The sequence below is a fragment of the Corynebacterium phocae genome (assembly GCF_008693075.1).
In the GTDB taxonomy this organism is placed as follows: domain Bacteria; phylum Actinomycetota; class Actinomycetes; order Mycobacteriales; family Mycobacteriaceae; genus Corynebacterium; species Corynebacterium phocae.
In genome coordinates this window covers 1-24257 of record NZ_VXKJ01000047.1, presented here as the reverse complement: position 1 = coordinate 24257, position 24257 = coordinate 1, and the positions used below count along the sequence as shown (strand labels likewise).

The following is a 24257-nucleotide window of genomic DNA, read 5'->3' as shown; positions in this document are numbered from 1 at the left end:
ATCGGGCCGCACCACACGGTTTAGCCTAAGCTGTTTTAAAACGTGGCCCGCCATCTTGGGGCGGGCCGCACTAAGCGGAGCGGGTGGTGGCGCATGGTGGAAAGTCTTGATAATCCAGAAGTTCGTGTGGTTCTGCACGTGGCAAACACAGGGGCTAAGCCTTTCTTTGCTTCCGCAACGGATGGCCATGATTACTGGTGCAAGCATCCCAATGGTCCGCAGGGGGCTGACGCGGCGGCCTGTGAGGTCGCTGCAGGTGTCGTAGGAGACGCACTCGGTGCTCCAATACCCAAATGGTCAGTACTCACAGTCAGTGAGGACTTGCAGGGCATATACCTTGATAAAGGTGGTTATCTGCTCGATGACCAACCGGTGTTCGCCTCGCGCAGCGAAGTTGTAGACATTGAGGTTTTAGAAAGCCCCGGAATTCTCCGGCATACGGAGGATGATAGAAACTTTGAGCGTATTCCTCTGCTTTTTGCGTTGTGGTTCCTGTGTAACGCCGAGGATATTCAATTCTTTTATGACCAGATGAACGATTTCTCTATCTATTCGGTTGACCATGCATTCTGGTTTGGCTCCCAGGAAGCTCCCTGGGGATTCGGAGATTTTAAATACAGTTTTGGAAGGCCGGAAGTGCCATTCCTTAAGCCCGGCTCCATCGCGGGGAATTGGTCAGGAGCTATCGAGTCAGTTGCGCGGTTGGATGAGCATCTAGCTGCCGCCATCCGTGCGAGAATGCCAAGGGCCTGGGACATAGGGACTACAATCCCCGATGAGATCGCGGATTATGTGCTTGGACGAAAAGAGTACGCAATTGGTCAGCTTGAACAACTCGAACTGGATTCGGAAAGGAGGGGTGAACGGTGAAATTTAACTATTGGACAGTCCGGGTTAAGCCAACTCCCGCGTCGGTGACGCGCCTGGGTGTAGGCGTAATCGTCGGAGACAGTGAGAACAACAGCTTCGGATTCAGATTCCTGAACACGCTGGGTGCCAAGCTGCGAACGTTTCCCAGTAGTCGGGGTGCACAAATTCAAATCGCTCAATTAAAAAAAATGCTGCAGGACGCCGCTAATGAAGAGCCCACCCTGGATTTGCAGATTAAGCCTTCACCTCGCGAGCTTCTCAACCTGGCCGTCGAACGGTGGAATAACCTGGTTCTCATTGACCCTCCGAATGTAGTCTCGGCAAACAGTTTGGAAGAAGCGGCTGACTTCCTTTTTGACAAGTTGATCTTCCCCGGGGAAAGCAGGGCGCAACCCGAACGCGTGAGGGCGACCGTTAAGAACTGCTATCGCGGCGAGGCTAGGCTTCGGCAATTTCTGGTCTCCGAGCCTAGATTAATCCTCAGCGATTGGGCCGAGCAGAAATTTGATGTGGGCGTGGTGAAAGAAGACCAAGTCCTGGACCTCAACCGCGTGCTGTCCCTAGATACTCAAAGCCGTAGCCAGCTTTCCGAGAGTCTTCAGGTATTCACTTACCGGATGCAAGAATTTCGGGAAGATGGTGCGGAACTAAAAGTTGCAAAGGCCCGTCTGGTGATTTCTAAAGACGTGCCCGTGGTGCTTACCACCCCGGCGCAGGACCCGGCGCACACCTTAGAGCACAACCTGGAACTACTGTCCACCTATCAAAGCCCCTGGGCCAACCTCGGGATCAAGATCCTAGAAGTCGAGCACCTAGCAACACATGTTGCGTCCTTAGCACAGAAAGTTTAAGCCCCTGGACTGGTCTCCGTGGCAGAATAAGGACATGCTCGAAACCGTTATTGACACCTCTGCCGTCGCCCGCAACGTGGCGGCTATCAAGGCTAGCCTTTCGCCTGGCACACAGCTGATGTGCGTGGTGAAGGCGGACGCCTACGGGCACGGTGTGAGGGAACTGGTGCCAGTAATGGAGGCCGCCGGCGCAGACGCCTTGGGAGTGGCCACGCTGGCAGAAGCCCGCGCTGTGAAGGAATCCGGGCGCACCAGCCTGCCGGTCCTGGCATGGATCTGGTCCCCGGAGGAAGAACTCACACCCGGTATAGACCTGGCCGTGTCCTCGCTGGCGCAGGCTAAGGCCGTCTCCCGCACCGGTTTCCCGATTCGCGTCTACATCAAGGTAGAAACCGGCATGCACCGCGCCGGGTTGGACCGGGAGGAGTGGCCGGAAGTATTCGGTCTCCTCCGCGACGCCCCGAACGTGGCGGTGCTGGGAATCATGAGCCATTTGGCCTGCGCAGATGAGCCGGGTAACCCGCACAACGACGTGCAGGCCCGGGAGTTTGCGGCGGCGGTTGAAAGCGCACGCGCAGCCGGGCTGAACTGCGCGATAAACCACCTGGCTAACACCGCTGCCACCCTCACCCGCCCGGATCTGCACTTCCAGATGGTGCGGGTGGGGCTTGGCTGCTACGGGCTGGAACCCATTGAGGGGCTAGAACACGGGTTGGAACCAGCCATGACCTGGCGCTCGCGCGTGGTGGCCGTCAAGCCCCTCAAGGCAGGGGAAGGCACTTCTTACGGGCTCACCCACTGCGCCGCTGCGGACGGTTTTGTGGCCAACGTGCCAGTGGGTTACGCCGACGGCCTGCCGCGGGGGGTGCAGGGGGCGCTGAAAGTGGGCATCGGCGGAAAGCTCTATGAACAGGTAGGCCGGGTGTGCATGGACCAGATAGTGGTGGACCTGGGCACCAACCCGCACGCCGTGCGCGCCTTCGATACCGCCGTCATCTTCGGGAAAGGTGGCATGAGCGCCACCGAACTTGCCAACGTATCCGGAACCATTAATTATGAAATTGTCTGCCGCCCCACCGGGCGAACCCAACGGAAATATATAGGAGACAGCCGTGCTTGATACCTTCCCCCGCGCCGGGCAGCGCGAGTGCCCTGACCTTCCCGCCACGCACCAGCTGGGGGAGGAGTTAGGCCGCGCGCTAGAAACCGGTGACGTAGTCATCCTGGACGGCCCGCTGGGCGCGGGCAAGACCACCTTCACCCAGGGGATAGCCCGCGGAATGCAGGTCAAAGGCCGGGTGACATCGCCTACGTTTATCATTGCCCGGGAACACCGCTCCACCGTGGGCGGCCCGGCGCTTATCCACATGGACGCCTACCGGCTGCTAGATAGCGGCACGGACCCCCTGGGGGAGTTGGATGCGCTGGATCTGGACACGGAGCTTGACCAGGCCGTGGTGGTGGCGGAATGGGGGGCCGGCTTGGCAGAACAGTTAGAGCAGGATTACCTGCTGGTGCGCATAGATAGGGAAGCCGGAAGCTGCGCGGACGCCCGGGTGTTTGCGTGGAGCTTTAATCACCGAAACTGACAACAGTAGCACCGCAAAGTGTTTCTAGCTGGCGGGGAGGGTACAGTCTTAACTGTCAAACCCCAAAAGACTTATTTCTTTCCGCACTCAACAAGGAGCAGAAAAACCCGTGAATAAAATCGGTAAACTCATCACCACCGTCGTCATCGTTGCCTTCGCCTTAGCTTTGGCCGGCATGGTGGCTGTGGCCTCCGGCCGCGCCGCTAACCCAGTCAACGGCTCCCTGCTGGCCAAATTGGAGACAATCTCCACGCAGAACCTGCGTGCTACCGCAATTTCCCCAGCTGATGTCTATGGCGATGAATGGTCTACCGCTTTTATTGTCTGCCCGGGCGTAGAAGCTGATGACATCTCCCAGGCGCTGTCTATTAACGCCGCGGATCTGGGCATTGAAGGCACCGTCGAGGACAATGATAACTACCTGTTGGTGCGTAAAGATGCCGGTCAGACGTATGCTGAGCACTTCGACCGCCACGAGCTGGATCTTTGCTCCGGCCAGCCGGTCCCAAGCTTTGACAGCCGGCAGATGATTCCGCTGCTCAAGACCGAAGACGGCGGCTGGGTACTGGCAGGCTAATGCACGTTCTGGCCATTGACACCTCCACTCAAGACCTGGTCACCGGTCTGGTTGGCCCGGATGACACGGTAGACAAGGTCATTGTGGGAACGCGCGCCCACAATGAGCTGCTTATCCCCACCATCGAGGAACTCCTTGCAGTGGCCGGGCTGAACTACGCCGCGCTTGACGCGGTAGTGGTTGGTTGCGGCCCGGGCCCGTTCACGGGTTTGCGGGTGGGCATGTCCACCGCGCAGGCGTTGGGCGTGGCACTGGAGATCCCAGTCCATGGGGTGTGTTCACTGGACGCCATTGCGCACGGCAGCCAGGGGGAGTTGCTGGTGGCCACCGACGCCCGCCGCAAAGAGGTCTACTGGGCAACCTACCGCGACGGCCGGCGCGTTTCCGGTCCGGATGTCACCAAACCGGCGGAGTTGAAGCAACAGGCCCAAGCTGTGGTCTTCCCCGCGCACATTGAGCCGCCGGAGCACCTGGCGGGGCTTCCCCGCACCGAGATTAGCCCGCGCGCAGCGGGGTTGGTGGCCTGCGCCGCCCTGGACCAACAGCCGGAGCCACTGGTGCCGCTGTATCTGCGCCGCCCGGACGCCGTGCCGCCCAAGGCCAAGCCGGTATCTCCCGCGCTGACGTGGGACAAGTAAATGCTGCGCGAGCTTGGAGCCAAAGACGCGGCGCGCTGCGCGGAGCTCGAGAAGGTGCTCTTTCCGGGGGAGACCCCGTGGAGCGAGGAAGTATTCCTGGCGGATTTCCCCCAGCCGCACACTTTTTACTTTGGCTATGAAAAAGACGGCCAGCTTGTGGGCTACGCGGGCCTGGCCATGATGGGCCCTGCGGCGGACCCGGAGTTTGAAATACTTACCATTGGGGTGGATCCAGCGGCCCAGCGCCAGGGGGTGGGCCGCGCCATGATGGATAACATCTGCCATATCGCGGATATCAAGAAGGCACCAGTATTCCTCGAAGTTCGGGTGGGAAACAGTCCCGCTATAAAAATGTACGAGGCCTACGGCTTTGAAAAAATTGGCCTGCGCCGCAATTACTACCAGCCCTCCGGGGCTGACGCCCACGTGATGAAACGGGAAGGAAAATCATGATTGTTCTAGGTATTGAGTCTTCTTGCGATGAAACCGCAGTGGGCATCATCGAACTAGACGCGGAAGGCAACATGGAGGTCCTGGCCAACCAGGTGGCTTCCTCCATGGAGCAGCACGCCCGCTTTGGCGGCGTGGTTCCAGAAATCGCCTCCCGCGCACATTTGGAGGCCATGCCGCAGGTAATGGCGGCCGCGCTGCAGGAAGCCGGTATCGGCAAGCCAGATGCAGTGGCCGTGACAATCGGCCCGGGCTTGGCTGGGGCGCTACTGGTGGGGGTTTCGGCAGCTAAAGCCTTTGCGAGTGCGTGGGGCGTGCCCTTCTATGGCGTGAATCACCTGGGCGGGCATGTGGCCGTGGCCAACTTGATGGGGCAGGCGCTACCGCACGCAGTGGCGCTGCTGGTCTCCGGCGGCCACACGCAGCTCCTTGAAGTCCACGCGGTGGGCAAACCCATGAAAGAGCTGGGCTCAACCCTTGATGACGCCGCCGGTGAGGCCTACGATAAAATCTCCCGGTTGCTGGGCCTGGGCTACCCCGGCGGGCCCGTGATTGACCGCATGGCGGCCAAAGGCACACCCACTATCGACTTTCCGCGGGGAATGAGCCGCAAAGAGGACCTGCGGGGTCCGCACCGCTATGATTTTTCCTTCTCCGGATTGAAGACCTCTGTGGCCCGCTACGTGGAAAAAGCTGAGCGCGAAGGCCGCAGCGTGGACGTGGCGGATTTGTGCGCTTCCTTCCAGGAGGCGGTGGCTGATGTGTTGACCGCTAAAGCGGTTATGGCCTGCGCGGACACCGGGGCCAAGGTGTTGCTACTGGGTGGCGGAGTGGCCGCCAATTCCCGGCTTCGCGAGCTGGCCGCGAAGCGCTGCCAGGCCGCCGGTATTGAACTGCGCGTGCCGCCGCTGCGGCTGTGTACTGATAACGGCGTGATGATAGCTGCTGTGGCCGCGCAGCTTATCCACGAGGGTGCCGCGGCCACCAGCCTTCGCGCCGGCACGGACACGAGCCTGGAAGTGGAAACTCCGCTGGTCTAATAGCGCCCGCCGGTGGGGCAAACTGAACCGCCGGTAAAGGATGCGTGAATTCTTAGCTCCCCAGGGTGCGGGAGTCCACCGCGTGGATAACACTAAGGGGTGTTCTTTGCACTCTTCTAGAAAGGTCCTATCCCGTGACAACCGGATACCTGGTCAATCCAGACCTCACCCACCGCGTAATCGAATTTGAGATTGAACAGGCTAATCAATTCCTAGGCGGAACCACCGAAGGGCACGTTTCCGTGGCCTTCCAGGAAGACGGATCCACTTACGCCGCGCTGTATAACGCCAACGCTCGCGCCGAGCGCGCGGAGCCCAACCCGGTGGCATCTCTCGCCCGTAACCAAGCGGACACGGGAAACCCAGCCTTCCTGCAAGACCCCATCCGGGCAATTGCCGGCCCGGTCATTTTTGTCCACGCCCAGGCAGACCAGGAGGCGGACTTCCAGAAGATTATCGACGTGGTGGACCGCGCCATCCGGGCGGTGGGCAACTATATTGAGGACAACCCCGAGGAGTACACGCTGTGGCGCGCCGCCGTGCTCAACACGGACAAAGTTGGCTAAACCCGCCGTTCACAGAGCTGGCGGTGGGAAAATAGTAGGCCTTGGCCGTGGTGTTCGCGACAGGCGAACACCAGGTGTTGAGTCATTAGCACTCGCACGGGTAGAGTGCTAGGCAGGTTGTCTTAACTCACAGTTGTTCACCCGCGACGACGGCTGTGCTGGCTCAAGAAGCAACCGGCACATTCAACTCGAAACAATTCATGAGGAGTATTCCAATGGCAACAATCAAGCCACTTGAAGACAAGGTTCTAGTTCAGATCGTGGAAGCAGAAACCACCACCGCCTCCGGCCTGGTAATTCCTGACTCCGCCAAGGAAAAGCCGCAGGAAGCCAAGGTTATTGCTGTGGGCCCCGGCCGCACCAACGACAAAGGTGAGACCACCCCAGTAGGCGTCAAAGAAGGTGACACCGTGGTCTTTTCCAAGTACGGCGGCACCGAGCTGAAGTACGACGGCCAGGAGTACCTACTGCTGTCCGCGCGTGACCTACTTGCAGTCGTTGAAAAGTAAGGGAGATTAGCCACCAATGGCAAAACTCATTGCATTCGACCAAGAAGCCCGTGAGGGCATTCAGTGTGGCGTAGATATGCTGGCTGACGCGGTCAAGGTCACCCTGGGCCCACGTGGCCGCAACGTGGTGCTTGACAAGCCCTACGGCGCTCCCGCCGTTACTAACGACGGCGTAACCATTGCCCGCGAAATTGACCTGGAAGACCCTTTTGAAAACCTGGGTGCCCAGCTGGTCAAGTCCGTGGCAGTCAAGACCAATGACATTGCCGGTGACGGCACCACCACCGCCACGCTGCTGGCACAGGCCCTGGTATTCGAGGGACTGCGCAACGTGGCGGCCGGCGCTAACCCGGTAGAGCTCAATCGCGGCATTGCCGCCGCCGCTGAAAAGGCCGTGGAGGAACTGAAAAACCGCGCCAAGCCGGTGGCGTCCAACCGTGACATCGCGCAGGTTGCTACCGTCTCCTCCCGTGATCCAGAGGTTGGTGACATGGTTGCCGGCGCCATGGACAAGGTTGGCAAAGACGGCGTAGTCACCGTGGAGGAGTCCCAGTCCATTGACTCCACCGTTGATGTCACTGAGGGTATTTCCTTTGAAAAGGGCTACCTTTCGCCGTACTTCGCTACTGAAGAGGAAACCAACCACGCGGTCTTGGACAATCCCTCCATCCTGCTGGTTCGCAACAAAATTTCCTCCCTGCCTGACTTCTTGCCGCTGTTGGAAAAGATTGCGGAATCCGGGAAGCCAACGCTGATTATTGCTGAAGACATTGAAGGCGAACCCCTGCAGGCTTTGGTAGTCAACGCCATCCGCAAGACCCTGAAGGTTGTAGCCGTGAAGTCCCCGTACTTTGGCGAACGCCGTAAGGGTTTCATGGATGACCTGGCCGTGGTCACAGGCGCTACTGTCATTGACCCAGAGGTAGGCGTCAATCTTAACGAGTCCGGCCTTGAGGTTCTAGGTTCCGCCCGCCGCGTGACCGTGACCAAGGATGACACCGTGTTGGTAGACGGCGCCGGCACCGCCGAAGCCGTCGAAGAACGCCGCAACCAGATCCGCCGCGATATCGAGCGCACCGACTCCACCTGGGACAGGGAAAAGCTTGAGGAACGCTTGGCTAAGCTTTCGGGTGGCGTTGCGGTTATCCGCGTTGGCGCGGCCACGGAAACTGAGGTCAACGAGCGCAAGCTGCGCGTAGAAGACGCCATCAACGCGGCGCGTGCCGCTGTTGAGGAAGGCGTCATTGCCGGTGGCGGCTCCGCCTTGGTCCAGATTTCCCGCGAGCTCGAGGAATTTGCTGAGCAGTTTGAAGGCGAAGCCAAGATTGGCGTGCTTTCCGTAGCCCGCGCCCTTACCCGCCCGGCTTACTGGATTGCCCAGAACGCCGGCCTGGATGGTGCCGTAGTGGTGTCCAAGATTGCTGAGCTTCCCAACGGTGAAGGCTTCAACGCCGCCACTTTGGAGTACGGCAACTTGATTGAGCAGGGGATCATTGACCCTGTGAAGGTGACCCACTCTGCGGTGGTTAACGCCACCTCCGTTGCTCGCATGATTTTGACCACGGAAGCCTCCGTGGTGGAAAAGCCAGCTGAGGAAGAAGCTGGCCATGCCGGCCACGGTCACGCTCACTAAGTAACTCACACACTGCGTCCCGCCCTCTGCCAACCGGTAGGGGCGGGATGAAGTATTTTTGTGGGCCGTTGCGGAGAGTTTCCCGTGCGCGGTGGGCTTAGCGCCCGGATTGGCCCAGACCGTGGCGGCCTGTGGAGCCTGGTTCCCCTTTGCCGGCTGCGGAAACTGCCGGCCGGGATAGCGTGTTAAGCGTTAACTTTGGCTTTGGTTTTGGCCGCAGTCTGGGGCTTTGGCTGAGGCTGGTGCGCGGTTTGCCCGCTTGCTGTGATTTGGGTGCGGCGGTAGCTATTGCTGCGAAGCACCAACATGCGCTCGGACTCGCTCATGCCGCCCCATACGCCGTAGGGTTCAGCGGAGTTGAGTGCGTGTTCGCGGCAGCTTTCAATCACTGGGCACGTTTGGCAGATGGCTTTCGCGCGGCGCTCGCGCAAGGCGCGGGCACGGCCGCGTTCACCGTCTGGATGGTAAAAGACTTCTGACGCCTTTCCACGACACGCTCCCTGGAGCTGCCAATCCCACACGTCAGCATTGGGGCCGGGAAGTAGATGAAGCAAGGACACGGAGGCTCTCTTTCACTTGGATAAACAGCTGCATATGTTTTCACACCGCCTTACAGTTTCACCGATTGAGATAAACGGTGGGTTAACGGCAGATTGATTTTTTCCCCACGATGGCCTGGAAGAAAGCGATTCCTCGCGTTGAACTGCACAAACCCATCAAGATTAACGGTAGGTGAACTTTCCCGGGGCGCGTGCGGCGCCCGGTGGGGCTAGGATGGCAAAGTGGGAATGGCGGGGGATGTGTGCAAGGATAGAACAATAAAAAATTTCGGCATGCGCTAGCAGGCGTGTTGGAAGTAAGACTTTTGTTAAGGACCCAATCTTTTCGTGAATGACTTGGATAAGCAGCTAGCAGAGCTAGTGCCACGGGGCGTGGACGGTGATAGTCACGCCATTGGGGAAATCATGCGGCTGATTCACCCGCAGGTTCTCCGTTATTCGCGCGCGCGGATTGGCGGGTACCGCCAACCCACACCCGAGGACGTGGCGCAGGAGATTTGCCTAGCGGTTGCCACCTCAATTGGCGGGTTTAAAGACACCGGTAGGCCGTTTATGGCCTACGTCTACGGCATAGCGTTTAACAAGGTTACAGACGCCCACCGGGCTATGGGAAGGGACTACAGCTCACCTGCGGAGGACTTGCCCGAGACGCCGGATACTGAGGCTACGCCGGAGGAACAGGCGGTGATTGCAGCCGGTAGTAACGAAGTCCGTGCTTTGCTCGATAATTTAAACGATAAGGCCCGTGACATTGTCATTCTGAGAGTGTTTAACGGGCTAAGTGCTGAGGAAACAGCAGCGATTGTGGGCTCAACCCCGGGCGCTGTCCGCGTTGCCCAACACCGCGCGCTAGCCCAACTGCGCAAAGCAGTAACTGGGAAAAACCAAACTAGAACTGGAAAGGAGTGAGTACCATGGGAAAACACCGGGAAGAACCCACCACCGCGATCAGCGCCGAACACCTAGCCCCGCTCATCGAAGATGACGCGTTTCTCACTGAACTCTCGCGTGGCCACGACCCCAGTAATGGTGAGGATCCGCTAGCCCAGCTTTTCCTAGAGCTTCGTGAAGAAGTAGAGGCCCCCATGCCACCGGCACCACTGGTTGTAGACGCGGAGCAAGAAGGCCAAGAACCTGCGGCCGGCGCAGCACCAGTATTTTCCATAAACGTGGCCGGCAGGCGCACACACCGTGGGCTTAGCCCGCTGGTTTCCGGGCTGGTTGGAGTGGCCGCCGGTGTGGTGCTGGTTGCCGGTGCCGGCGCAGTGGTCAATTCCGCTGGCCCGCAGTCCCCTCTCTACCCGGTCCGCAACGCCGTGTTTGGCTCTGATGACCACCGCGTGGTGGAGTTGGCCAGCACGTTGGAAGAGCTGGAAGACCGCACCGCTAAAGGGGATATTGATGGTGCCCGTAAACTGATCTCACAAGCCCGCAAGCAACTAAGCGCCGCAACCCCTAGGGATATTGCTCGGTTGCAGCAGGCTGAGGAAACGGTCACCCAGCTGCGTACCACCACCACAACGGTGACCGTGACGGTAACGGCTGGACAGTTGCCTCCCAGCGCTTCAGCGCCGGCCCCGCAGCCGCAAAATCCCGCAGTGGAAATTCCCGCTCCGACCCTCAACTTTGCCCCCGAGCAGCTTTCAGAACCGCCAGTGCCGGCACCGGAACCGCCAGCTCCTGCGGCACCCGAAAGTACCGTTCCAGAGGTCAGCGCGCCAGAACCCCCTGCGTCGGGGGTTGTGCCTTCCGTTGTTGAAACGCTAGTGGGAGCCGCTGTGGGCAGCGGTACCGAATACGCAGCCACCCCGCAGACCGTGCCTTCCAGCCCGGTGGCGGTGGCGCCCGCGCCGGCTAGTGTCCCGGCTGCCACCTCCCCAGGTGAGCAAGACTAGCGCCTCTCTAACCCCAGGGAGTAGATAAGTGTCCATGTTTCAACCGCAGCCGTGGGCTGAGGCGGTACTGGCCGGTTTGAGCCGGGAATTCCCGGCGGTGACTGGCCACATGTCAACCGGGCCTGGGGATTGTGATGTCACGCCCTCCCGCCTGCACCCGGCTTTTTGGGGGTGCCTGGACTGGCACTCCGCAGTTCACATGATGTGGTCCGGTCTTGTGCTCGCCGCTCATCCCGGTGTCGATGAGTCCACCAAGGTGCAGCTACAACGCGTGATTTCGGGTAGGTTATCCGCTGAAAATATTGCGGTGGAAGCAGATTACCTGCGCCGCCACCCCGGCTTTGAGCGGCCCTATGGTTGGGCGTGGTTGTTTCAGTTAGCCGCGCAATGCACCACAACTGCTGCGACCGCGCCCTTGGCCGCGCGCCTAGAGCCGTTACTGGACACGGTGGAGGCCAGCCTTGTGGACTGGTTGCCCCGCCTTTCCTATCCCGTGCGCTATGGGTTGCACACCAACACAGCCTTTGGCCTGGCGCTCATTACAGATTCCGCACGGGAGCTCGGGCGCCCGGACGTGCTGGAGGAAGTAACCCGCTGCGCGCGGCGGTGGTTCCTCGCGGACCGCAACTATCCCGTGGGCTGGGAACCCTCGGGTACGGATTTTCTTTCCGGAGGCCTTTGTGAAGCGCTGTTGATGAAACGCGTGCTTACGAAGCCCGAGTTCGGGGAGTGGCTGCTAGAGTTCCTGCCCGGCCTAGGCTTGGCCGGTGACCCTTTGCTCAACGTCCCCGCCGCGCGGGACCGCACCGACGGCACGCTGGTCCACCTTTTTGGCCTCATGCTCTCCCGCGCCTGGATGCTGGGGGAGTTGGCGCCGGCAGTGGAGCCGGAGCGCAGGGAGCGGATTTACGCGTGCATACCCCGGCTCATAGGTGCTGCGGAGGCAGAGATTGTGGAGGGGGATTTCATGTCCACCCATTGGTTAGTCACGTTTGCGCTCAAAGCGCACCAGAGCGCAGCTCGGGAGACCTAGGCACAATCGGGCGTAGGATTTTAAAGGTGGTTCTAACGGCTTTCCATGCCGTCTAGGTAGCCCAGGGCGTAGTCCCAAGGAACGTAGCGGGTGGGGTCTGGGTGGGCCCCGGGCTCATGCACTGGGGCCAGCTCATTGTTGAGGGCTGCGCGCATGTTGTTGCCCAAAATCTCCCACTCGTAGAAGTGTTCTTCCTCGCAGTCGTCGCAGAGGAAAAAGATTCCGTCAATCCCGCGGGGTTTGAGGGCGCGGGCAAATTCGCCTACCAAGCGCAGCTCGGCTTCCATAGATGCGCGTTCTTCCGGGGTAAGCGGAACGGCCTGCTCATCTTCCTCCAGGAAAGAGGCGGGGTCGTTCGGATCATCGGCGAAAGGATCGCGGGGCATATTAGCGAAGAAATCCACGTTATAGACAGTAGGGGGAATGCGGGTTTTAAGCAATTCCCGAATGCGCGGAAAAAGGGCTAAGGTTGTGTTCATTACCAGCACCCACGTTTATAAATCAAAAGCGCCAAGGAGATTTTTTCCATGACCGACAGCAAGCCCGATAATCGCGTATTCACCGGTGGAGATGACCCCAGCAAGGTCCTGCTGCAGGGATTGACGTTTGATGACGTCCTGCTGCTGCCGGCTGAGTCTAACATTGTTCCTTCTGACGTTGACACCTCTGCGCAGTTCACTCGCAACATTCGCCTCGGTATGCCCCTGGTATCCGCAGCTATGGACACGGTCACGGAGGCCCGCATGGCGGTTGCCATGGCGCGTCAGGGAGGTATTGGTGTGTTGCACCGTAACCTCTCCGCCGATGACCAGGCGCAGCAGGTGGAAATTGTCAAGCGCTCTGAATCCGGGATGGTTCACGACCCCGTGACCGCGCGCCCGGATATGACCATTGCGGAGGTGGACGGGCTGTGCGCACGTTTCCGGATTTCGGGCCTGCCTATCGTGGCGGACGACGGCACGCTGTTGGGTATTTGCACTAACCGCGATATGCGCTTTGAAGAGGACTACTCCCGGAAGGTATCCGAGATTATGACTCCCATGCCCCTGGTCGTGGCCCGTGAGGGCGTGTCTAAGGATGAGGCGCTGGAGCTGCTGAGCACCAACAAGGTGGAAAAGCTTCCCATCGTTGACGCCAACAACAAATTGGTGGGCCTGATTACCGTCAAGGATTTTGTTAAGACTAAGCAGTTCCCGGACGCGTCCAAAGATGACAAGGGCCGGTTGTTGGTTGCCGCTGGTATTGGTACCGGGGATGAGTCCTTTGCACGCGCCGGCCAGTTGGTTGACGCCGGCGTAGATGTGCTGGTCGTGGACTCCGCGCACGCACACAACAACCGGGTGCTGGAGATGGTCAGCCGCGTGAAGAAGGCATTCGACGTAGACGTGGTGGGCGGCAACTTGGCCACCCGTGAGGCCGCGCGTGCCATGATTGAAGCCGGCGCGGACGCCATCAAGGTAGGTATTGGCCCCGGCTCCATTTGCACTACCCGTGTGGTGGCCGGCGTGGGCGCTCCGCAGATCACCGCCATCATGGAGGCCGCAGCCGTGGCTGGACCGGCGGGCGTTCCCATCATCGCAGACGGCGGTATGCAGTACTCCGGTGACGTGGCAAAGGCTTTGGCTGCCGGCGCTGACTCCGTCATGTTGGGCTCCATGTTTGCCGGCACCACCGAATCCCCCGGTGAAACCGTGGTGGTCCAGGGCAAGCAGTACAAGCGCTACCGTGGCATGGGGTCTATGGGGGCCATGCAAGGCCGCGGGCTGTCAGGGGAGAAGCGTTCTTATTCTAAGGACCGCTATTTCCAGGCGGATGTTCGCAGTGAGGAAAAGTTGGTTCCAGAAGGCGTGGAAGGCCGCGTGCCTTTCCGTGGGGACTTGGACAAAATTACTCACCAGATTGTGGGCGGCCTGCGTGCGTCCATGGGCTACACCGGCGCGGCCAACCTGGCTGAGCTTAAGACCAAGCGTTTCGTGCAGATTACTGCGGCGGGGCTCAAGGAGTCCCACCCGCACCACTTGCAGCAGATTGTTGAAGCACCTAACTACCGCTAACTAAAGCTTAAGGAAAATTATGCGCGACTACGTTGAAATCGGAATCGGCCGTGAGGCCCGCCGTGGTTATGGGCTGCGGGAAATCTCCCTGGTTCCTAACCGCCGTACCCGTTCCTCAAAAGATGTGGACACCACCTGGAATATTGACGCCTATAGCTTTGATATCCCACTGGCCTCTCACCCCACCGACGCCCTGGCTACGCCGGAGTTTGTGATTGAGATGGGCAAGCAGGGTGGCCTGGGAGTCATTAATGCGGAGGGTCTGTGGGGCCGGCATGCGGATCTTGAGGGCGCACTGGAGAAGGTCTACGCGGATCCGGAGGACCTCTCCGTCCTGCAGAAGCTGCACGCCGCTGAGCTTGATCACGAACTACTTTCTGAGCGCATAGCCCAGGTCCGCGACTCCGGGTGCACCGTGGCCGTGCGGGTGTCCCCGCAGCACGCCCGTGATCTTGCTCCGGTTGTCATCAAAGCCGGCGCGGAGATCCTGTTTATCCAGGGCACGCTCCTTTCGGCTGAGTATGTCTCTGCGGACGGTGAACCCCTGAATCTGAAAGATTTCATTGGCTCCTTGGAAGTCCCGGTGATTGCCGGTGGCGTGACGGATTACACCACCGCGCTGCACCTCATGCGCGCGGGCGCAGCCGGGGTTATCGTTGGCTCCGGTTTCACTACCAACGAGGTCACCGTGGGTATTGACACTCCGCTGGCCACAGCTATTGCTGACGTGGCCGCCGCGCGCCGTGACTACCTCGATGAGACCGGCGGGCGTTACGTGCACGTTATCGCGGATGCCGCTTTCGATTTCTCTGCCGATATCATCAAGGCAATTGCCTGCGGTGCCGACGCCGTCATGGTCGGTCTGCTGCTAGCGTCTGCTGAAGAAGCTGGCGGCAAGGGCTGGTTCTGGCCCTCCGTGGCTGCGCACCCGCGTTTCCCGCGCGGGCACTTTGAGCACGTTGCTAGGGAGCAACAAGTTCCGCTTGAGCAGGTGCTGTTTGGTCCCTCCACGGAGTCCTTCGGTCAGCTCAACCTGGTGGGTGCATTGAAACGTGCCATGGCCAAGTGCGGCTATACCAACTTGAAGGCCTTCCAGAAGGTCGGGCTTAGCGTTCAATAACCTCCACCAGCTCCCACCCGCCGTTCTTTTTAAAGAGCAGGCGGGTGTTTGCGTCTAACCAGCCTTGCGGAAGCTCGTGCGTGCATACGTCCATCTGCCAGGCGGCCATGGGCATCTCCTGAATCTTGCCTTGCTCCCCTTTGGCTTCAAAGCCGTTGGCTCCGTCTGTGCAATCAATACGGACTTCCTCCCAGCCTTCGCCCAAGAATTCATCCACGGTGGTAGAGACCTCGGTGCGTGCGTGCTCGTCTAAAGTTGCCACCATTTGGGAGCTGGATACGGCTTGCGGACCAGTGCAGGCTACCAGGGGGAGGGCAAGGAGGGGAAAAAGGCGTTTCATGCGTTAAACTGTAGCGCGTGACTAGTCAAAACAATACCCATCCCCGTCCAGTCCTGGTTGTGGACTTTGGTGCCCAGTACGCCCAGCTCATCGCGCGTCGCGTGCGTGAGGCCAACATCTACTCCGAGGTTGTCCCCAACTCCGCTACTGTGGAGGATATCAAGGCCAAGAACCCGGCAGCGCTAGTGCTCTCCGGCGGCCCTTCTTCCGTCTATGCCGATGGCGCCCCTACGCTCAAGCCGGAGCTGCTTGAGCTGGGCATTCCCGTTTTTGGCATCTGTTATGGTTTCCAGGCCATGAACCACGTGCTTGGTGGCACCGTGGCGGAAACCGGTGAGCGTGAGTACGGCCGCACTGATCTTAAGGTCTCTGGCGGCGTGCTGCACAAGGGCTTTGCGGACACCCACAAGGTGTGGATGTCGCATGGTGATTCCGTGGCCAAGGCCCCGGAAGGCTTTGAGGTGACCGCGTCTACCGCCGGTGCCCCCGTGGCCGCCATGGAGTGCGTGGAAAAGCGCATGGCCGGCGTGCAGTACCACCCGGAGGTTCTGCATTCCCCGCACGGCCAGGAGGTGCTCACCCGTTTCCTTACCGAGGTTGCCGGGCTGGAGCAGAACTGGACCGCTGATAACATCGCGGAGCAGCTCATCGAAGATGTTCGCCAGCAGATTGGTGAAGACGGCCGCGCCATCTGCGGCCTGTCCGGTGGCGTGGATTCCGCTGTGGCCGCCGCACTGGTGCAGCGCGCTATCGGCGACCGCCTCACGTGCGTGTTCGTGGATCATGGTCTGCTGCGCGCCGGTGAGCGCGAGCAGGTGGAGCAGGATTTTGTGGCATCTACTGGTGCCAAGCTCATTACTGCCGATGAACGCGAGGCCTTCCTGGCCAAGCTAGCCGGCGTGACTGACCCAGAGGCCAAGCGCAAGGCCATTGGCGCGGAGTTCATCCGCTCCTTTGAGCGCGCCGTGGACCAGGCCCTTGACGGTGAAGACGCTGCCTTCCTGGTGCAAGGCACCTTGTATCCGGACGTGGTGGAATCCGGTGGCGGTGATGGCGCTGCCAACATTAAGTCCCACCACAACGTGGGTGGCTTGCCGGATGACGTGGAGTTCGAGCTGGTTGAGCCCCTGCGCCTGCTGTTTAAGGACGAGGTCCGCGCTGTGGGCCGCGAGCTGGGCTTGCCCGAGGAAATCGTGGGACGCCAGCCCTTCCCGGGCCCCGGCCTGGGCATCCGCATTATCGGTGAGGTAACCGCCGAGCGCCTGGACATCCTGCGCCAGGCAGATCTTATTGCCCGCACCGAGCTGACCAATGCCGGCCTGGACCAGGACATCTGGCAGTGCCCGGTGGTCTTGCTGGCGGACGTGCGCTCCGTGGGCGTGCAGGGCGATGGCCGCACCTACGGCCATCCCATCGTGCTGCGTCCAGTGTCTTCCGAGGACGCCATGACCGCTGACTGGACCCGCCTGCCCTATGACGTGCTGGAGAAGATCTCCACCCGCATTACCAATGAGGTTAAAGACGTCAACCGCGTGGTGCTGGATGTTACCTCCAAGCCACCTGGAACCATTGAGTGGGAGTAAATTCCACCGTGTAAAAAGCCGCCCGCGCCTGAAGATAAGGTGCGGGCGGCTTTTCTTTGCAGGCATCAGGTGCCGTGAATCTGGAGTCCAATTGTGATGTTTACTCGGAGTGCAATTCTTACTCGTAGCGCAAAGCTTCAATCGGGTCCAGCTTGGCCGCCTTGCCGGCAGGGTAGTAGCCAAAGGATACGCCAATAACCAGTGAGAAACCCATGGCGATGACGATTGCGTACCACGGTGGGAAGACGAAGCCGCCGGCTAGGACCGCGCCAACCATACCGCCGGCCGAGCCCAGGATGACGCCGATGATCCCGCCCACCATGCATACCACCACGGCCTCGACGATGAACTGGAGGCGGATATCCCGGCGCCTAGCCCCCAGAGCTTTGCGCACACCGATTTCACGGGTGCGTTCCGACACAGTGATGAGCATGATGTTCATAACGCCGATTCCGCCCACCAGGAGGGAGATACCGCCGATTGCGGCGACAACGGCGGAGATCACCGTTACGGTTTCGTTGAAAGTTGCCAGCTCCCGGGAGTAGTCATCGATCTTGATCTCGAAATCGGGGTTGTCTTGGTAAATGGCGTCAAAGGTTTTCTGCAAAACGGTGCCCACGGATTGCTTATCGTAGTCGGAGTTAGCACTGATGCTTACAGAGCGAAAAGCGTTGCCGGAACCGGATTCATCGGAGAGAATAGCTTCGAGCGAGTAAGGAACCAGGAGTTCGGTGGTTTCGTAGTTTCCTGTGAGGGCTGAAGATTTAACCTTTTCAAAAACGCCAATGATTTGTAGGTCCACCGCGCCAGTGCTTTCTGGTTCAATGGTAATAACCTTGGAGATAGCGTCCCCAGGGGAGGAGAAAAGCTCTACCGCCAAAGACACGGGGAGCAGCGCCACATGGCGTCTGGCCTTAATGTCTTCCTCGGAGAGGCTGCGTCCGGCCTCGATCGAATACTCGGACAAGGTCACAAAATCCGGGTTGGTTGGTTGCACGAAAGCCCTGGAACCATCAATTTTTACTGGGTGAATACTCTCCCCGCCAATTATCACACCACTTATTTGGGGCCCTAATACCGCTTTGACCCCATCCAGCATTTCTGGGGTGATCATATCGGCCTCATCTAAGGGCCCGGGGCCGCCCATGTACGTGAAATCGTCTTGTTCTTCCAGGCTATTGGGCCGGTTGACCACGCTGACGTTGAAGTTATTCGCCCCTAACCTATTGAGGTCTTCCTGAATGGAGCCGCGCACAGCATGACCCAGCGTCAAAATGGAAATTACGGCGGCAATACCTATGATGACGCCCAAGAGCGTGAGTAAGGAGCGCATTTTGTTGGTATACAGTGAGCCGAGGGCCATGCGGATGGATTCATTAATGCTCATAGGATTGCCCCATCTACCATGACTACTTTGCGTGAACACTCGGCAGCCAGGTTCGGGTTGTGGGTAATAAACACTACGGTCTTTCCATGATCGCGGTTTAGCGAGTGGAACAGATCCATCACCACACGCCCGGTAGTAGAGTCCAAAGCGCCGGTGGGTTCATCCGCCAGGATGATTTCCGGGGAGTTGGCCAGTGCGCGCGCGATGGCCACGCGCTGCTTTTGGCCGCCCGAAAGTTCGTTAGGGAGGTGGTCCCGGTGTGAACTAAGCCCCATCATCTCTAGTAGTTCGGCGGCACGCCGGGAGCGTTCGGACGCGGAGACGCCAGCGTAAATCATGGGCATCTCTACGTTTTTCTGCGCCGTGATGCGACCAATCAGATTGAAGTTTTGAAACACAAACCCAATGTTGTCTGCGCGCAGCCGTGCCAGCTCATCATCACTAGACTCCAGCATGTCTTCCCCTCCCAGGAAATAGCTGCCGGATGTTGGCCGGTCTAGTAATCCAATGATATTCATCAACGTGGACTTTCCGGAGCCGGACTGGCCCTCAATGGCTAGAAACTCACCTTCCTCCACTTCCAGGTCGCTGCCTGGCAGGACGGTGACGGGGCCGAACTTTTTAACGATCCCGCGCATCTCAATCAAGGTCACTGTTCCCCCTCAAATGATCCTGGTTGAGGCGCTACGGTAACTTTCTGGCCTATGTTGTGGCGGTGAGCATCTGCCTGCACGATTACTTCGTTCCCGGGCTCAATGCCCGTGGCAACCTCGACATAAAATTCCGTGGTTTGGCCCTTGGTGATTTCCCGTTGCGTGATTACGCCCTTGTCAACTATCAGTACGTAGGATTTACCGTCCTGGTCGTAGATAGCTGAGTGCGGAACGGTCAACGCATTTTCCGCCCTGGAGGTGATGATTTTTGCTTTGGCGCTAGAGCCCAAACGAAGTTCCTCGGACGGCCCGGTAACCAAAATATCTACGCTAAATTCCGTTTTGGTAGGCGCTGATTGAAATTGGTCCTGCTTTGGCGGCGCAGCGGCGACCGGGCTGATGAATTCCACTTTGCCGTTAAATTCCTTACCTGGCGCGGTTTCGGAAGTGAAGATGACGTCATTTCCCAGCTGAACTTTGTGTAGGTCAGATTCCCGCACTAGGACTTTGATAAGTTTCTGGGAGTCGTCGGCAATCGTAGCGATGGTGCCGGTGGCGGCCTGGCCTTGTTTGGCTTCTACGCTGGTAATCAGCCCGCTGATGGGACTGTGGATCTCTGCGTTGCCCATCTCCAGCTCCAACCGGCGTTGCGCGGATTCTTCACTGACGCGGGTGGCTGCCGCCTGCTCCAGGGTGTCTTGAACGGACTTGGCTAGCGTGTTAACTTCCTGGTTGGCTGCTAGTTCTGCGGCCTCGAGATTGCGCTTGGCATCTGCCAAGTTAGCCCACGCTGCCTGGGCTGCGCGCTCTTTGTCAGCGGCCGCCTTGTCTTGGCGCAGTATGGCTCGGTGCAGCGCGGCTTCGGCTTTTTCAACGCCCTCCCACGCCTTGTGGACACCTTGCTGGGAGTCGGACCACTGCAACAAGGACACCGCATAAGTAGACGGGTCAACTCCGGGTGTGGCGGTGGAATTTAAGGTAGTAATTCCGCTCTGCAGTGCAGCGGAGTTAGCTCGGTCAACTTCGGCACGCGCCTGCTCAAGCGCGGCGCGGGCTTGGGTGATTTCCTCATCACCACCGAAGTTGGTCTCTGCCTGGGCGGCGTCAAATGCGTCCTGTGCTTGGCGCAAACCAGCCTGTGCTCCGTTTATCCCCGGGTGTAGCCCCCTGTTGAGCTGCTCCCGTAGATAACTAAGCTGCTGGTTGCCGGCCTCAACCTGGTTCAAGGTGCCTACCTCTTGGGCGGCGTTCGCGGCCTTTTGTGCCTCCAGGTCGCGCTGGGTGGCGCTGACATCAATGGTGGCTAGATGTTGGCCGGCCTGCACGCGCTGACCCACCTTGGCATCCAGGTGGGAGATGGGGCCGTTGAGTGTGGCGGTTAATGTCACCTCTTGTTTGGCAACCACCTGGCCGGAGGCCGTGATGCTATCCTCCAGGTTGTCAGCCGTGACAGTGAGGGTGTCACCGTGGTTGAAAGTGAACTCGTCTGACTTGCCGCACGCACCGAGTGCTAGTACTGCCGAAAGGGCCATTGCTATAATTTTTTTATTAACGGTCATGCGTTACGGTTTCCAATTTCCAGGAGCTAGGTTGGTAGAAGGTCTATGTAATAATTCTTTATTTAAAAGAATACACCCCTGTCGGGACGGTTGGCCGGGATCTTTTCGGCGGGGGGAGCTGACGCTTTCCGGGTCACCCCCTCTTGGGGGTTTAGAACGTGTGTTTGCCTAATGTCCTCCTGGGGTTGATAATAGAGATGTGAATCAAACAAGCGTTCTTCAAAGTGATGTGGCTGGCCGCGTCGCTGCTTTGCGTGCGCAAATCGCGCAGGTAGAAGGCGCTTCTCCTGCGGATAGCGCCCCGCCTGCCCCGGAAGTGGACGTGGTGGAGTTGCCCGGCACGCTTGGCCGGTTGCTTCCCGGCGGGGGACTGGCCCGCCGTCAGGTTACCGAACTTTCAGACTGTCCGGCGCTGGCGGCAGACCTGGTTGCCAAGATCAGCGCGGCTGGCGGGTACGTGGCCGTGGTGGGGTGGGTAGAGCTATCACTGGCACACGTGGCGGAAGAAGGGGATCTGTCAAAAGTGGTGGCGGTTCCAGATCCCGGCGCGCGCCCCTGGGATATCACCTGCGTATTGCTGGAAGGCATGGACCTGGTCATCCACCATGGGGCGGCAAATACGCTGAGCCCCACTAAGGCCCGCCCAGTGATGGCTAAACTGCGCGGTGGCAACGCCGCCTTGGTCACGGTGGGTCCGCACCTGCCGGGTACAGCGGTCAAGGTGTCCGGGGAGGTTACTACCTACCGGGGGATTGGACGCGGGACAGGGCGTATTAAGGGCATCGATATTGCGGTGGGGGTTCGTACCAAATCCGGCCAGCCGCAGCAAGGAACACTCACCCTGGGCACTACCCGCCGGCTGGAGTTGGCATGACAATCGCCGCCTTGTGGTTTCCCGATTGGCCGGTGCAGGCCGTGTGGTTGGAAGGCCGCGGAGACGGCGGCGGGCAAGAGCCTGACGCTGTTGCCGTGGTGCACTCTTATCGAGTGGTGGCGTGCAGCGCGCAGGCGCGTGCGCAAGGGGTCCGCAGGGGTATGCGGATTAGGCAAGCTCAAGCCGTGTGCCCGGATATGGAGATTATGGACCATAACCCGGACCGTGACGGGGCGGTGTTTTCCGCTCTTTCAGAATCCTTAGATGACGTAGCCTCATCGGTGGAAGTGTTGCGTCCCGGGCTAGCCGTGGTTGACGCGGGTGCGGCCGGCCGCTTTCACGGCAGTGAGCACAAAGCGCTGGAAATGATGATGGACGCCACCGCCCGTGCCGGGGTGGACGTACAAATAGGCGCTGCAGATGAGTTGGCCACCGCGATCATTGCGGCGCGGCAGGGGCACGGCAACCTGGTACCGGCCGGGAAATCACCGGAATTTCTCTCCAGCTGCCCTGTCAGCGTGCTGGCGGCAGAAACAGCATTGGGGTGCCCGCAGGAGTTTGTGGAGCAGTGTTTCCGGTTAGGCATACGGAGCTTGGGAGACTTAGCGGTGTTGCCCGCAGCCCAGGTGACCACCCGCTTTGGCGCGCCGGGCATGCTAGCGCACCGGATAGCTACTGCCGCCCCAGATAGGCGGGTGGCGCCGGAGCTTCCCGGGACCCAGTTTGCGGTGGCGTTGCGGCCCGAAGACCCTATTGAACGGGTGGACGCGGCCGCGTTCGCAGCGCGCCAGCTAGCCGCCCAGCTGCACGCCACGTTAGCCGCCGCAGGAATGGTCTGTTTAAGGCTGACCGTGGCCGCAGAATTAGTCGACGGTACTCAGATTGAGCGCACCTGGCGCACCCGGGAGGCACTGAGTGAGCACGCCACGGCTGACCGGGTGCGCTGGCAGCTGGATGGTTGGCTATCACGCGCGCAAGCCCATGCGGGGGAGGGCAGCGCCATCGCGGAACTGCAACTAATTCCGGTGGAGATCAGCCCACCAGGTGCGGCCGGGCTGTGGGACAACGGCGCGAATGAGGAACAGGCGCGCCGGGTTATTGCCCGCGTGCAATCCCAGCTAGGCATGGAAAAGGTGGTGGCCCCGCGGTCCGCCGGTGGCCGGGGGGTTGAAGAAAGAATAGAGTTAGTCCCCTTTGGCGAACAGCGTGACCCGGTTCCGGAAGGCAGCTGGCCGGGGCGTATCCCAGCACCGTTGCCGGCGCGGTTGGGTGGCGGCTTGGGACACCCCGCATCCCGGATCCATGTGGTGGACAGAGATGGTACTCCGGTGAAGGTAAATGCGGAAGCACTGCTTAGCGGGGAGCCCTACGCCATTAAGTGGGGGGCGCATACTTACCTGGTGGCGGGGTGGGCAGGTCCCTGGCCGGTGGATGAGCGCTGGTGGGAGGAAAATTCACTGCAGCCTCGTGTGGCGCGAATGCAACTGGTGGGACAGGCACCGGGAGAACAGGTTCAGCGAGCATGGTTGCTTCAGTGGAGCGCAGGGGGATGGGCGGTGGAAGCCGCCTACTTCTGAGTGGTGTTGAGGATATCTATCACCAAACGCGAGGGGTTGGTCTGAAACTGCACGGAGTAAGGGCGGGAGCTGTCCAGGCCGATGATGAACTGGGAGCGCCCTTCGAAGGTGCCGGAGGAAATGACTTCCTTGACTAGGCCTCCCAAGCCTTCTACGGTACCAATGTTCGGTTCGGGCTCGTTGAGTTCAAAGGGTAGCACCGTGCCGTCAATGTTGACGTTGAGGGCTACGTCCCCGTGAAACTCTATGGAGTTACCAGAACCCTGTTGAGAGGGGTTTTCGGTGTAATCAATAAACCACCCCGGGGTGCCAGTGCCCACAAAATCGAAGATCACACGTTCAAGGGCCTCTTGCTCTTCCACCCGGACACTGGTGACTAGAAGCTGCGAGGGGGCTTGTGCGCGCTGCGTCTTTCTCTCCACGTCGGCGTCATCAAAAGACGTGGGTCCTACATCTGGGGTTTTAGTTCCGGAATTGCCGGCGGTGGCAAGCTTGGTGTCACCTGAGAAGACTGGTTGGTTGGAAGTGCATGCGCCCAGTGCCAGCGCACAGGTAACGGTTACGGCCACGGCCGAAACGGTAGTGCGATGGGGAAGGAATGTCATAAACTCCAAGTTAATGTTATCCACCTCAGATTGCGAGCTGTGACGGCACTTGTAATCACATTGTTGTGAAAAGAAAACACTTATCAAAGGCGGGGAAGGGGGCTACCAGGCAGTAGTGGGTAAGCTGGCTTCATGGCCAAAACATTTTGCTCCGATATCCAGCAGGAGCCACTCGCGGGTACCGCCAAGCGTGAGTGTGATGTGTCAGAGCTTTGCTCACACACGATGTCATAGCTCTGCTCACGAACAGTGTCACAACCTTGCTCACGATTCAGGGGCACGATTTCGGGTCAG

Annotated in this window: 26 protein-coding genes; 19 read left to right on the top strand and 7 right to left on the bottom strand. The window is 59.6% G+C overall.

Going from position 1 to position 24257, the window contains the following annotated elements; genetic code table 11:
* Nucleotides 1–42: 42 nt before the first annotated feature.
* From F4V58_RS09665 to groL, 11 genes are all read left to right on the top strand, one after another.
* Nucleotides 43–870 (top strand): HipA family kinase, encoded by an 828-nt coding sequence (locus F4V58_RS09665; RefSeq protein WP_150385785.1) that lies wholly within the window; start codon nt 43–45, stop codon nt 868–870.
* Nucleotides 867–1721 carry a DUF3037 domain-containing protein gene (locus tag F4V58_RS09660; RefSeq protein WP_075735499.1) on the top strand — a complete coding sequence of 285 codons (855 nt, stop codon included), beginning with the start codon at nt 867–869 and terminating at the stop codon, nt 1719–1721. Before F4V58_RS09665 ends, F4V58_RS09660 begins: the two co-directional genes overlap by 4 nt.
* Nucleotides 1722–1755: 34 nt before the next feature.
* Entirely contained in the window at nt 1756–2841 is a 1086-nt protein-coding gene (gene alr / locus F4V58_RS09655) for an alanine racemase (protein WP_075735497.1), read from the top strand.
* Complete coding sequence (gene tsaE / locus F4V58_RS09650; RefSeq protein WP_075735495.1) at nt 2834–3310, top strand: tRNA (adenosine(37)-N6)-threonylcarbamoyltransferase complex ATPase subunit type 1 TsaE; 477 nt, start codon at nt 2834–2836, stop codon at nt 3308–3310. The genes alr and tsaE overlap by 8 nt, the downstream gene beginning before the upstream one ends.
* A gap of 109 nt (nt 3311–3419) precedes the next feature.
* Complete coding sequence (locus tag F4V58_RS09645) at nt 3420–3887, top strand: hypothetical protein (RefSeq protein WP_075735493.1); 468 nt, start codon at nt 3420–3422, stop codon at nt 3885–3887.
* On the top strand, nt 3887–4525 hold the full coding sequence (gene tsaB / locus F4V58_RS09640) for a tRNA (adenosine(37)-N6)-threonylcarbamoyltransferase complex dimerization subunit type 1 TsaB (RefSeq protein ID WP_075735491.1): 639 nt from the start codon (nt 3887–3889) through the stop codon (nt 4523–4525). The genes F4V58_RS09645 and tsaB overlap by 1 nt, the downstream gene beginning before the upstream one ends.
* The gene (gene rimI / locus F4V58_RS09635; RefSeq protein WP_075735489.1) at nt 4526–4978 is read left to right on the top strand and encodes a ribosomal protein S18-alanine N-acetyltransferase; all 453 of its coding nucleotides are present in this window, start codon (nt 4526–4528) and stop codon (nt 4976–4978) included.
* Nucleotides 4975–6015 (top strand): tRNA (adenosine(37)-N6)-threonylcarbamoyltransferase complex transferase subunit TsaD, encoded by a 1041-nt coding sequence (gene tsaD, locus F4V58_RS09630; protein ID WP_075735487.1) that lies wholly within the window; start codon nt 4975–4977, stop codon nt 6013–6015. The genes rimI and tsaD overlap by 4 nt, the downstream gene beginning before the upstream one ends.
* A gap of 134 nt (nt 6016–6149) precedes the next feature.
* Nucleotides 6150–6581 carry a hypothetical protein gene (locus F4V58_RS09625; protein WP_075735485.1) on the top strand — a complete coding sequence of 144 codons (432 nt, stop codon included), beginning with the start codon at nt 6150–6152 and terminating at the stop codon, nt 6579–6581.
* Nucleotides 6582–6796: 215 nt separating this feature from the next.
* Complete coding sequence (gene groES, locus F4V58_RS09620; RefSeq protein ID WP_075735483.1) at nt 6797–7090, top strand: co-chaperone GroES; 294 nt, start codon at nt 6797–6799, stop codon at nt 7088–7090.
* Between the two features lie 16 nt (nt 7091–7106).
* Nucleotides 7107–8723, top strand: a complete 1617-nt coding sequence (gene groL, locus F4V58_RS09615) for a chaperonin GroEL (RefSeq protein WP_075735481.1) — start codon at nt 7107–7109, stop codon at nt 8721–8723.
* A 185-nt stretch (nt 8724–8908) separates the two neighbouring features.
* Here the strand turns inward: groL and F4V58_RS09610 are convergent, their stop codons facing one another.
* Nucleotides 8909–9283, bottom strand: coding sequence for a WhiB family transcriptional regulator (locus F4V58_RS09610; protein ID WP_084559759.1), 375 nt, complete (start codon nt 9281–9283; stop codon nt 8909–8911).
* Nucleotides 9284–9610: 327 nt separating this feature from the next.
* Between F4V58_RS09610 and F4V58_RS09605 the strand changes: the two genes are divergently transcribed.
* From F4V58_RS09605 to F4V58_RS09595, 3 genes are read left to right on the top strand one after another with little or no spacing between them, the layout of a single operon-like run.
* Nucleotides 9611–10192 (top strand): sigma-70 family RNA polymerase sigma factor, encoded by a 582-nt coding sequence (locus F4V58_RS09605; protein WP_075735479.1) that lies wholly within the window; start codon nt 9611–9613, stop codon nt 10190–10192.
* Nucleotides 10193–10197: 5 nt separating this feature from the next.
* On the top strand, nt 10198–11178 hold the full coding sequence (locus F4V58_RS09600) for a hypothetical protein (RefSeq protein ID WP_075735477.1): 981 nt from the start codon (nt 10198–10200) through the stop codon (nt 11176–11178).
* A 34-nt stretch (nt 11179–11212) separates the two neighbouring features.
* Nucleotides 11213–12211 carry a DUF2891 family protein gene (locus F4V58_RS09595; protein ID WP_150385788.1) on the top strand — a complete coding sequence of 333 codons (999 nt, stop codon included), beginning with the start codon at nt 11213–11215 and terminating at the stop codon, nt 12209–12211.
* Nucleotides 12212–12243: 32 nt separating this feature from the next.
* Here F4V58_RS09595 and F4V58_RS09590 read toward each other — a convergent pair whose 3' ends face one another.
* Nucleotides 12244–12615, bottom strand: a complete 372-nt coding sequence (locus F4V58_RS09590) for a DUF5319 domain-containing protein (RefSeq protein WP_075736687.1) — start codon at nt 12613–12615, stop codon at nt 12244–12246.
* 123 nt (nt 12616–12738) lie between these two features.
* On the opposite strand from F4V58_RS09590, the gene guaB reads away from it, so the two are divergent.
* On the top strand, nt 12739–14265 hold the full coding sequence (gene guaB / locus F4V58_RS09585) for an IMP dehydrogenase (protein WP_075735473.1): 1527 nt from the start codon (nt 12739–12741) through the stop codon (nt 14263–14265).
* 19 nt (nt 14266–14284) lie between these two features.
* Nucleotides 14285–15385: a GuaB3 family IMP dehydrogenase-related protein gene (locus F4V58_RS09580; protein WP_075735471.1), complete on the top strand. Its 1101-nt coding sequence runs from the start codon at nt 14285–14287 to the stop codon at nt 15383–15385.
* Here F4V58_RS09580 and F4V58_RS09575 read toward each other — a convergent pair.
* Nucleotides 15372–15725 (bottom strand): hypothetical protein, encoded by a 354-nt coding sequence (locus tag F4V58_RS09575; protein ID WP_075735469.1) that lies wholly within the window; start codon nt 15723–15725, stop codon nt 15372–15374. The genes F4V58_RS09580 and F4V58_RS09575 overlap by 14 nt on opposite strands.
* Before the next feature lie 17 nt (nt 15726–15742).
* On the opposite strand from F4V58_RS09575, the gene guaA reads away from it, so the two are divergent.
* Nucleotides 15743–17308 (top strand): glutamine-hydrolyzing GMP synthase, encoded by a 1566-nt coding sequence (gene guaA / locus F4V58_RS09570; RefSeq protein ID WP_211272746.1) that lies wholly within the window; start codon nt 15743–15745, stop codon nt 17306–17308.
* A 118-nt stretch (nt 17309–17426) separates the two neighbouring features.
* Here guaA and F4V58_RS09565 read toward each other — a convergent pair whose 3' ends face one another.
* Genes F4V58_RS09565 through F4V58_RS09555 form a run of 3 tightly spaced genes read right to left on the bottom strand, consistent with a single transcriptional unit; the run spans nt 17427 to nt 20880 of the window.
* Nucleotides 17427–18695, bottom strand: a complete 1269-nt coding sequence (locus F4V58_RS09565; RefSeq protein ID WP_075735467.1) for an ABC transporter permease — start codon at nt 18693–18695, stop codon at nt 17427–17429.
* Nucleotides 18692–19333: an ABC transporter ATP-binding protein gene (locus tag F4V58_RS09560; RefSeq protein WP_075736683.1), complete on the bottom strand. Its 642-nt coding sequence runs from the start codon at nt 19331–19333 to the stop codon at nt 18692–18694. Before F4V58_RS09560 ends, F4V58_RS09565 begins: the two co-directional genes overlap by 4 nt.
* Nucleotides 19334–19344: 11 nt before the next feature.
* Nucleotides 19345–20880, bottom strand: a complete 1536-nt coding sequence (locus F4V58_RS09555; RefSeq protein ID WP_169833322.1) for an efflux RND transporter periplasmic adaptor subunit — start codon at nt 20878–20880, stop codon at nt 19345–19347.
* A 256-nt stretch (nt 20881–21136) separates the two neighbouring features.
* Between F4V58_RS09555 and F4V58_RS09550 the strand changes: the two genes are divergently transcribed.
* Complete coding sequence (locus F4V58_RS09550; RefSeq protein WP_249041144.1) at nt 21137–21781, top strand: hypothetical protein; 645 nt, start codon at nt 21137–21139, stop codon at nt 21779–21781.
* A complete protein-coding gene (locus F4V58_RS09545; RefSeq protein ID WP_075735461.1) occupies nt 21778–23358 on the top strand; it encodes a Y-family DNA polymerase in 1581 nt (526 codons plus the stop codon). The genes F4V58_RS09550 and F4V58_RS09545 overlap by 4 nt, the downstream gene beginning before the upstream one ends.
* On the opposite strand, the gene F4V58_RS09540 is transcribed toward F4V58_RS09545, so the two are convergent.
* Nucleotides 23349–23963, bottom strand: coding sequence for an AMIN-like domain-containing (lipo)protein (locus F4V58_RS09540; RefSeq protein ID WP_075736681.1), 615 nt, complete (start codon nt 23961–23963; stop codon nt 23349–23351). The genes F4V58_RS09545 and F4V58_RS09540 overlap by 10 nt on opposite strands.
* Between the last annotated feature and the right edge of the window lie 294 nt (nt 23964–24257).

Coding starts and splice junctions, on each gene's coding strand:
- F4V58_RS09560 (WP_075736683.1), bottom strand. CDS start 19,333: ATGCGCGGGATCGTTAAAAAGTTCGGCCCCGTCACCGTCCTGCCAGGC.
- F4V58_RS09540 (WP_075736681.1), bottom strand. CDS start 23,963: ATGACATTCCTTCCCCATCGCACTACCGTTTCGGCCGTGGCCGTAACC.
- tsaB (WP_075735491.1), top strand. CDS start 3,887: ATGCACGTTCTGGCCATTGACACCTCCACTCAAGACCTGGTCACCGGT.
- rimI (WP_075735489.1), top strand. CDS start 4,526: ATGCTGCGCGAGCTTGGAGCCAAAGACGCGGCGCGCTGCGCGGAGCTC.
- alr (WP_075735497.1), top strand. CDS start 1,756: ATGCTCGAAACCGTTATTGACACCTCTGCCGTCGCCCGCAACGTGGCG.
- F4V58_RS09545 (WP_075735461.1), top strand. CDS start 21,778: ATGACAATCGCCGCCTTGTGGTTTCCCGATTGGCCGGTGCAGGCCGTG.
- F4V58_RS09580 (WP_075735471.1), top strand. CDS start 14,285: ATGCGCGACTACGTTGAAATCGGAATCGGCCGTGAGGCCCGCCGTGGT.
- F4V58_RS09575 (WP_075735469.1), bottom strand. CDS start 15,725: ATGAAACGCCTTTTTCCCCTCCTTGCCCTCCCCCTGGTAGCCTGCACT.
- F4V58_RS09600 (WP_075735477.1), top strand. CDS start 10,198: ATGGGAAAACACCGGGAAGAACCCACCACCGCGATCAGCGCCGAACAC.
- F4V58_RS09595 (WP_150385788.1), top strand. CDS start 11,213: ATGTTTCAACCGCAGCCGTGGGCTGAGGCGGTACTGGCCGGTTTGAGC.
- groL (WP_075735481.1), top strand. CDS start 7,107: ATGGCAAAACTCATTGCATTCGACCAAGAAGCCCGTGAGGGCATTCAG.
- groES (WP_075735483.1), top strand. CDS start 6,797: ATGGCAACAATCAAGCCACTTGAAGACAAGGTTCTAGTTCAGATCGTG.
- tsaD (WP_075735487.1), top strand. CDS start 4,975: ATGATTGTTCTAGGTATTGAGTCTTCTTGCGATGAAACCGCAGTGGGC.
- guaB (WP_075735473.1), top strand. CDS start 12,739: ATGACCGACAGCAAGCCCGATAATCGCGTATTCACCGGTGGAGATGAC.
- F4V58_RS09565 (WP_075735467.1), bottom strand. CDS start 18,695: ATGAGCATTAATGAATCCATCCGCATGGCCCTCGGCTCACTGTATACC.
- F4V58_RS09555 (WP_169833322.1), bottom strand. CDS start 20,880: ATGGCCCTTTCGGCAGTACTAGCACTCGGTGCGTGCGGCAAGTCAGAC.